This window comes from Burkholderia sp. SRS-25, assembly GCF_004343765.1.
GTDB classification, from domain to species: Bacteria; Pseudomonadota; Gammaproteobacteria; order Burkholderiales; family Burkholderiaceae; genus Burkholderia; species Burkholderia contaminans.
This window is the reverse complement of sequence record NZ_PTXM01000050.1, coordinates 1-2,193: the sequence shown is the minus strand read 5'-3', so window position 1 is coordinate 2,193 and position 2,193 is coordinate 1. Positions and strand designations below refer to the sequence as shown.

Here is a 2,193-nt window from a genome sequence, read left to right as displayed (position 1 = left end):
GAGATCTACACCGTCTAATTCGTCGGCCGCGTCAGATGTGTATACGCGACAGCCCCAATCCCGTGGCCGATTTTGTCACCACATGGGCCGGATATGACAATATGAATCCACCGCCACGGCATTACGATGCCTCACGTCGTCGCAAGGGCCCGAGCCGGTTCTCCCGCATCAAGCCCCATCGCGCCCCTCATATACCGTCTGATTGGAACATCGACCATGAGCTATAACGCCCCCGTCAAGGACATGCTGTTCGTGCTGAAGGAACTGGCCGGCATCGACGCCGTTGCGCAGTTGCCGGGCTTCGAGGATGCCGGTTACGACACGGCGCAGGCCGTGCTCGAAGAATCCGCGAAGTTCTGCGGCGAGGTGCTGGCCCCGCTGAACGTCGAAGGCGACCGCAACCCGAGCAGCTGGAAGGACGGCGTCGTGACCGCAACGCCGGGCTTCGCGGACGCGTTCCGCCAGTTCGTCGAAGGCGGCTGGCAGGGGCTGCAGCATCCGTCCGAATACGATGGCCAGGGGCTGCCGAAGCTGATCGCGACGCCGTGCATCGAGATGCTCAACGCATCGAACCTGTCGTTCGCGCTCTGTCCGCTGCTCACCGACGGCGCGATCGAAGCGCTGCTGACGGCCGGCACCGACGAGCAGAAGCAGCGCTACGTGCCGAAGCTGATCTCGGGCGAATGGACCGGCACGATGAACCTGACCGAGCCGCAGGCCGGCTCCGATCTCGCGCTGGTGCGCTCGCGCGCCGAGCCGCAGGGCGACGGCACGTACAAGGTGTTCGGCACCAAGATCTTCATCACGTGGGGCGAGCACGACATGGCGGACAACATCGTCCACCTGGTGCTGGCGCGCACGCCGAACGCGCCGGAAGGCGTGAAGGGCATTTCGCTGTTCATCGTGCCGAAGTTCATGGTCAACGACGACGGCTCGCTGGGCGCACGCAACGACGTGCACTGCGTGTCGATCGAGCACAAGCTCGGGATCAAGGCGAGCCCGACGGCGGTGCTGCAGTACGGCGATCACGGCGGCGCGATCGGCTACCTGGTCGGCGAGGAAAACCGCGGCCTCGAATACATGTTCATCATGATGAACGCGGCGCGCTTCGGCGTCGGCATGCAGGGGATCGGCGTGGCCGACCGTGCATACCAGAAGGCCGCGGAATTCGCGAAGGAGCGTGTGCAGAGCCGCCCGGTGGACGGTTCGGCCAAGCAGTCGGTGACGATCATCCATCACCCGGACGTGCGCCGCATGCTCGGCACGATGCGCGCGCTGACCGAAGGCGCACGGGCGCTGGCATACGTGGCCGCCGCGCACAGCGACATTGCCCACCGCCATTCGGACGAGGCGACGCGGGCCCGTCATCAGGCAATCTACGAGTATCTGGTGCCGGTGGTGAAGGGCTGGAGCACGGAGATGGTGAACGACGTGGCGAGCCTGGGCGTGCAGGTGCACGGCGGGATGGGCTTCATCGAGGAGACGGGCGCGGCGCAGTATTACCGCGATGCACGTATCCTGGCGATCTACGAAGGCACGACGGCGATCCAGGCGAACGACCTGGTGGGCCGCAAGACGATGCGCGACGGCGGCGCGGTGGCGAAGGCGCTGATCGCGGAGATCGGCGACACGGTGGCGGCGCTGGGCAAGCTGGACGGTGCGGCGGCGGCCTCGGTGAAGGCGCAGCTGGAGAAGGGCGCGAAGGCGCTGTCGTCGGTAGTCGACTACGTGGTGGCGAACGTGAAGCAGGACCCGAACGCGGTGTTCGCGGGCAGCGTGCCGTACCTGAAGCTGGCGGGCGTGGTGCTGTGCGGGTGGCAGATGGGCCGCGCGCTAGTGGCGGCGCACGCGAACCGCGCGAGCGATCCGGCGTTCTTCGATGCGAAGATCGCGATCGCGCAATGCTATGCGGAGCACGTGCTGGTGCAGGCAGGCGCATTCGAAGCGTCGATCGTCGGCACGAAAGGCAACGAGGGCGTGCTCGCGTTGACGGAAGACCAGTTCTGACCGGCTGACGGTCGGGACGCAGGAGGAGACAGGATTTTGACCACACAGGACTTGCTCGCGCAATACGGCCCGCGCGAATCGATGGAATACGACGTCGTGATCGTCGGCGGCGGCCCCGCCGGGCTGTCGGCGGCGATCCGGCTCAAGCAGCTGGCCGCCGAGAAAGGCACCGAGATCGGCGTGTGC

The 2,193-nt window shown here is 66.2% G+C and carries 2 protein-coding genes; both read left to right on the top strand.

The features are described 5' to 3' along the window. Positions 1-216 precede the first annotated feature (216 nt). Positions 217-2,007: an acyl-CoA dehydrogenase gene (locus C5O79_RS37815; RefSeq protein WP_122478861.1), complete on the top strand. Its 1,791-nt coding sequence runs from the start codon at positions 217-219 to the stop codon at positions 2,005-2,007. 36 nt (positions 2,008-2,043) lie between these two features. Then, the coding region (locus C5O79_RS37810; RefSeq protein ID WP_124636892.1) for an FAD-dependent oxidoreductase at positions 2,044-2,193 on the top strand (150 nt) is incomplete at its 3' end.